Origin of the sequence: Eubacterium ramulus, from assembly GCF_003122485.1 — a bacterium.
GTDB lineage: Bacteria > Bacillota > Clostridia > Lachnospirales > Lachnospiraceae > Eubacterium_I > Eubacterium_I ramulus_A.
In genome coordinates this window covers 1-6,193 of the sequence record NZ_JRFU01000087.1, presented here as the reverse complement: position 1 = coordinate 6,193, position 6,193 = coordinate 1, and the positions used below count along the sequence as shown (strand labels likewise).

General features: G+C 45.0%; 4 protein-coding genes. All 4 read left to right on the top strand.

Annotated features, from left to right (window positions below; genetic code table 11):
• Nucleotides 1–106 precede the first annotated feature (106 nt).
• The 4 genes from LG34_RS07745 to alaS all read left to right on the top strand — a co-directional run bounded on the left by LG34_RS07745 (nt 107) and on the right by alaS (nt 6,114).
• Complete coding sequence (locus LG34_RS07745; protein ID WP_109215563.1) at nt 107–1,414, top strand: amidohydrolase; 1,308 nt, start codon at nt 107–109, stop codon at nt 1,412–1,414.
• Nucleotides 1,415–1,419: 5 nt separating this feature from the next.
• Entirely contained in the window at nt 1,420–1,896 is a 477-nt protein-coding gene (gene rnhA / locus LG34_RS07740; protein ID WP_109215562.1) for a ribonuclease HI, read from the top strand.
• Nucleotides 1,893–3,200, top strand: a complete 1,308-nt coding sequence (locus tag LG34_RS07735) for a chloride channel protein (RefSeq protein ID WP_109215561.1) — start codon at nt 1,893–1,895, stop codon at nt 3,198–3,200. The genes rnhA and LG34_RS07735 overlap by 4 nt, the downstream gene beginning before the upstream one ends.
• Nucleotides 3,201–3,459: 259 nt before the next feature.
• Entirely contained in the window at nt 3,460–6,114 is a 2,655-nt protein-coding gene (gene alaS / locus LG34_RS07730; protein ID WP_109215560.1) for an alanine--tRNA ligase, read from the top strand.
• Nucleotides 6,115–6,193: the final 79 nt, after the last annotated feature.

Here is a 6,193-nt window from a genome sequence, read left to right as displayed (position 1 = left end):
AGTGATTCTGAGAAGAATATGTCAGCTTTCGCTGACCAGAATCACGCACTAAGTCTCACGTGCGTTCGACTTGAATATATAGAAACAATATGAGAAAGGAAAGAAGATGAATATTCGTTTTTATAATGCAAAAATCCTGACGTTAAATGAGCAGGAACAGTTTGAAATTATTCGTGGAGAACTCTGGGTAAATGGAGATTCCATCCGTTATGTGGGAGAGAGCAAAAAACCGGCGGAAATCTGTGCCGAATTGAAACTGGAGATGCCAGTATGGGAGCGTGAGATCGATGTAAAAGGCAATCTGCTGATGCCTGGATTTAAAAACGCCCATGCGCATACCTATATGACATTTTTACGTTCCTATGCGGACGATTTGCCGCTGCAGGAGTGGTTATATCAGATGTGCTTTCCGAAGGAGGACAAGCTGGATACCGAAAATATCCGTCCATTGGAAGTACTTGGTATCATGGAGTATCTGACCAGTGGTATCACCACAAGTTTTGATATGTGTTATTTCCCGCCGGTGTATGCACAGGTGGCAGCACAGTGTGGGTTCCGTGCAGTACAGGTATCCGGTGTCAACAGTTTTGGCGGAAGCGCAGCAGTGGTTGAGGAGAATTACCTGAAAGTCAATGAGACCAGTGATCTGACATCTTTCATGATCGGTTTCCATGCGGAATACACCACAAAAATGGATCTGATGAAAGAAATCGCAGATCTGGCGCACAAATACAAATCTCCGGTATTCCTGCACAATTCTGAGACACAGAACGAGGTGAAAGAGTGTCTGGAACGTTATGGTAAGACACCGACACAGCTGACAGAAGAACTTGGCATGTATGAGTATGGTGGCGGCGGATATCACTGTGTATATTTTGATGATAAAGATTTTGAAATCTTTAAGAAACGCCAGCTTACCGCAGTTACCTGTCCGGCTTCCAATCTGAAACTGGCAAGTGGAATCGCACCACTGAAACGGTTTGTAGAGGAAGGTATTCCGGTGGCGATCGGTACAGACGGACCGGCAAGTAACAACAGTCTGGATATGTTTAAGGAAATGTTTCTGGCAAGCGCACTTGCAAAGGTGCGTGAAATGGATGCGGAGTGCATCAGCGCGGACAAGATTTTATATATGGCAACCACAGGCGGCGCCCATGCTATGGGACTGGACAACTGTGACCGTCTGGCCGCAGGCAAGAAAGCGGATCTGATTATGATCGATCTGCAGCAGCCAAACATGCAGCCAGAGAATAACATCGTGAAAAATCTTGTATACAGCGGAAGCAAACAGAACGTGAAGCTGACCATGGTAAACGGAAAAATCCTGTATGAAGATCAGAAATTCTCTATCGGATTTGAGCCGGCTGATATTTATAAAGAAGCAAACCGCATTATTCGTTCTATGGAAGGATAAAATTTATGAAAGTAACATTATATACCGATGGCGCTGCCCGGGGAAACCCGGACGGACCGGGCGGATACGGAGCCGTTTTACAGTTTATTGATTCCACAGGCAAACTGCATGAACGCGAATTAAGTGCCGGATACCGCAAGACAACAAATAACCGCATGGAGCTGATGGCAGCAATCGTGGGACTGGAAGCTCTGGTAAAACCGTGTCAGGTGGAACTGTATTCTGATTCTAAGTATCTGACGGATGCCTTCAATCAGCACTGGATCGATGGATGGCTGAAACGCGGTTGGAAGAAATCAGACAAATCTCCGGTAAAAAACAAAGATCTGTGGAGCAGACTTTTGGCGGCGATGGAACCGCATCAGGTAACGTTTCACTGGGTGAAAGGGCATGACGGACATCCGGAGAATGAACGTTGTGACCGTCTTGCGACAACAGCGGCAGACGGTGGTGATCTGTTGGAGGATGAGATAACAGAATGAGAAAACAAATGAGTAACAGCGGTCTGTTTTTGTGCTTTACGGCACTGACAGGTGCTGTGATCGCCGGTCTGGTATGGCTGTATCTGAAAATTGCAAATGTAGGGATTACAGTCATCTGGGAAATGATTCCGGCATACATAGATTCCTGGTATTATACGATTCTGATGTGTCTGGCTGGCGGAGTGGTGATTGGACTGTTTCACAGGATATACGGACCGTATCCGGAGCAGATGGCAGATTCTGTGAAACGTGTCAAGGACACTGGAACTTATCCGTATCGAAAACTGCCGATGATCGTGGCAGCGTCCTTTCTGTCGTTATTTTTCGGCGGGGCGGTAGGACCGGAATCCGGTCTGGTTAGTCTCCTGCTTGGACTTTGCTGCTGGGCGATGGATCAGTTCGGACTGGCACGCTGGAAGATGAACACGCTGCTTGCCGGAAACCCTTATATTATGAATAAAGAACTGTTTCGGGTGATGGCGGCAGGACTATTTTTGCCACCGGATCAGATTGTATACGACAAAGGAAAAATTGAATGGAAGCGGAAAGAGCAGGTCGCAGCAGGTGTGACGGCAGGTCTGACCGGACTTGCAGTATATGAACTGTTGAATTTGATTTTTGGCAGATGTCTGTCTGTACCACATTTGCAGGGCGGTGTACTGCTGTTGAGAGATAAAGTGGCGGTTGTTCTTCTGATCATTGTGGGGATTGCCGCAGGTTATCTGTTCCTGATCTTTCAGAAAATCAGTAACTGGTTTTTTGGAAAAATGCGGGAGAAAAATCTGGCAGTTTTAAATGCGGTACTTGGTGGATTGATTCTTGGGTTGATCGGAACGGCACTTCCGATGACTATGTTTTCTGGCGGCAGTGATATTCAGACTATGCAGTATGAATATCTGAAATTTACACCGTATCTGTTGATCGTAATCGGTGTGGTGAAGCTGTTTTTGACAAATGTCTGCATTGCTTCCGGCTGGAGAGGCGGACATTTTTTTCCAATGCTTTTCAGTGGACTGAGCATCGGATATGGATTTGCAGCAATTTTTCATACGAATGAGATCGTCAGTGTGGTGCTGGTGACAGGCGCACTGTTGGGAACTGTATTGCAGCAGCCGCTTGGGGCGTTGGCACTTTCACTAATTTTCTTCCCGATGAAAAATCTGGGCTGGATGATTCTGGCGTCCATGGTAGGTGGATGTGTGCCGATTCCGGTGTCGCTTCGCACAAATCCGGAGAACAAAGGCTTTGTATACAATATGATACATATGAAAAAACGTGGAAAGTTTTTGCCTGGTAAGGAGTAAGTACTTTAATTAAGTCAAACTTAGGTGGAGTTTAGTATATGATTTCGACTAGCATAAGTTACCTGTTTTTTCAAAACTAATATGCATTTTTCCAGAGTAATTATTTTAGCCTGAATTGGAAATGAGATAAAATAATGCATCGCTTTACAAGGAAGAAATGCTATGATATTATGATAAGAGTGTGTAATTGAACTGTTTTCAGTGATTGCATAAATGAATTAGATATTCAAAATAAACACATAGATGGAGGAACACGAGAGTGAAAAAGTATGGTGTAAATGAATTACGAAGAATGTATCTTGACTTTTTCAAAAGCAAAGATCATCTTGTTATGAAAAGTTTTTCGCTGATCCCGCATAATGACAACAGTCTGTTGCTGATCAATGCAGGAATGGCACCGTTAAAACCTTATTTTACAGGAGCAGAGATTCCGCCGAAGCGCAGAGTTTCCACCTGTCAGAAATGTATCCGTACCGGTGATATCGAAAACGTAGGAAAGACAGCACGTCATCTGACCTTTTTCGAGATGCTTGGTAACTTTTCTTTTGGCGATTATTTCAAACATGAAGCAATCGCATGGTCCTGGGAATTTTTAACAAAAGTTCTGGAGTTAGATCCGGAGCGCCTGTATCCGTCTATTTACGGAGAGGATGAGGAAGCATTTGAAATCTGGACAAAAGAGGTCGGTGTACCGGCAGAGAAGATCACACGCTTTTACCGTGATGAAAACGGGGAGTGCGATAACTTTTGGGAGCATGGCGCAGGTCCTTGCGGTCCATGTTCTGAGATTTACTATGACCGTGGAGAGAAATATGGCTGTGGCAGCCCGGACTGTAAAGTAGGCTGTGACTGTGATCGTTTTATGGAAGTATGGAACAACGTATTTACACAGTTCAACGGTGATGGAAAAGGAAATTACGAAGAATTAGAAAATAAAAATATCGATACCGGTATGGGATTGGAACGTCTGGCTGTTGTTATGCAGGATGTAGATTCCGTATTTGATATTGATACAATGAAAGCAATCCGTGATAAAGTATGTGAAATGTCTCACAAAACTTACCAGACAGATGCACTGGATGACGTATCTATCCGTCTGATCACAGATCATATCCGTTCTGCTACATTCATGGTATCTGATGGTATCATGCCGACCAACGAGGGAAGAGGCTATGTACTTCGTCGTCTGATCCGTCGTGCGGCAAGACATGGTAAAATGCTTGGTATCGACGGACTGTTCCTGGCAGAACTGAGCAAAACTGTTATCAACGAGAGCAAAGACGGTTATCCGGAACTGGAAGAGAAAAAAGAATTCATTTTCCGTGTACTGACACAGGAAGAGGAAAAATTTAATAAAACTATCGATCAGGGACTTGCAATCCTGGCTGACATGCAGGCAGAGATGGAAAAAGAAGGGAAGAAAGTTCTTTCCGGAGAAGATGCATTCCGTCTGTATGACACTTACGGATTTCCGGTAGATCTGACCGAAGAAATCCTGGAAGAAAAAGGCTTTACCATTGATCAGGAAGGCTTTGAGGCAGCCATGGAAGAACAGCGTACCAAAGCACGTAACGCACGAAAAGTAACAAACTATATGGGTGCAGATGCAACTGTGTATGATGCCATCGATCCGTCTGTTACAACAACATTTATCGGATATGACCGTTTCCGCCATGATTCAGAGGTAACCGTTCTGACCAGTGAGACAGAGATCGTAGAAGCACTGACTGATGGTGAAGCAGGTACCATTTTTGTAAAGGAGACTCCATTTTATGCAACTATGGGTGGACAGACCGCTGATACCGGTTATATCCGTACTGCAGAGGGTGAGTTCCGTGTAGAAGATACTGTAAAAATGCTTGGCGGTAAAGTCGGACACATTGGCCGTGTGACAAAAGGTATGATCAAAGTCGGTGATACAGTTACTCTGGAAGTAGATGCAAAAAGACGTTCTCTGATCGCAAAGAACCACAGTGCAACTCACTTACTGCAGAAAGCCCTGCGTAACGTACTTGGTTCTCATGTAGAGCAGAAAGGTTCTGATGTAAATCCGGATCGTCTGCGTTTTGACTTCTCTCATTTTTCTGCTATGACAGAGGAAGAGTTAAAACAGGTTGAGACCATCGTAAATGAGAAGATCGCAGAGGCACTTCCGGTTGAGACAAGCATCATGAGTCTGGAAGAAGCAAAGAAAACAGGTGCGATGGCACTGTTTGGTGAGAAATACGGTGATTCCGTCCGTGTGGTAAAAATGGGTGACTTTTCTACCGAACTCTGTGGTGGTACTCATGTTGCAAATACTAGCGAGATTTCCGCATTCAAGATCGTGTCTGAGTCCGGTATCGCAGCAGGTGTAAGACGTATCGAGGCACTGACTTCTGATGCATTATATGCTTACTATGACAAACTTGAGGAGATCATCAACGAGGCAGCAGCATTACTGAAAACAAATGCAGCAGGTCTGACAGAAAAGATCACTCATCTTCAGGCAGAAGTGAAAGAACTTCACAGCGAGAACGAGTCCTTAAAGAGCAAAGCTGCTCAGGATGCACTTGGCGATGTTATGGATCGCGTAGAAGAAGTAAACGGTGTGAAACTTCTGGCAAGCGCACTGGAGAACGTTGATATGAACGGACTTCGTGATCTGGGCGATCAGTTAAAAGAGAAACTTGGTGAGGGTGTTGTTGTTCTGGCATCTGCGAACGAAGGAAAAGTAAGTCTGGTAGCTATGGCAACTGGCGGCGCAATGAAACAGGGTGCACATGCAGGTAATCTGATCAAAGCAATTGCTGCAAAAGTTGGCGGTGGCGGCGGCGGACGTCCGAATATGGCTCAGGCGGGTGGAAAGAATCCGGCAGGAATCCCGGATGCGATCGCAGCAGCAAAAGAAGCACTGGCAGGCCAGATTAAATAATAAGATAATTTGTCTCAGTCGAGAAGACTTCCACTTCTGCAAGTGGTGAGTAATAACAAGTCTTTCTCAGTGGGAGTAC

Bases quoted from the DNA above. Each gene is read 5' to 3' on its own strand.
- LG34_RS07745 (WP_109215563.1), top strand. From the start codon at position 107: ATGAATATTCGTTTTTATAATGCAAAAATCCTGACGTTAAATGAGCAG.
- rnhA (WP_109215562.1), top strand. From the start codon at position 1,420: ATGAAAGTAACATTATATACCGATGGCGCTGCCCGGGGAAACCCGGAC.
- LG34_RS07735 (WP_109215561.1), top strand. From the start codon at position 1,893: ATGAGAAAACAAATGAGTAACAGCGGTCTGTTTTTGTGCTTTACGGCA.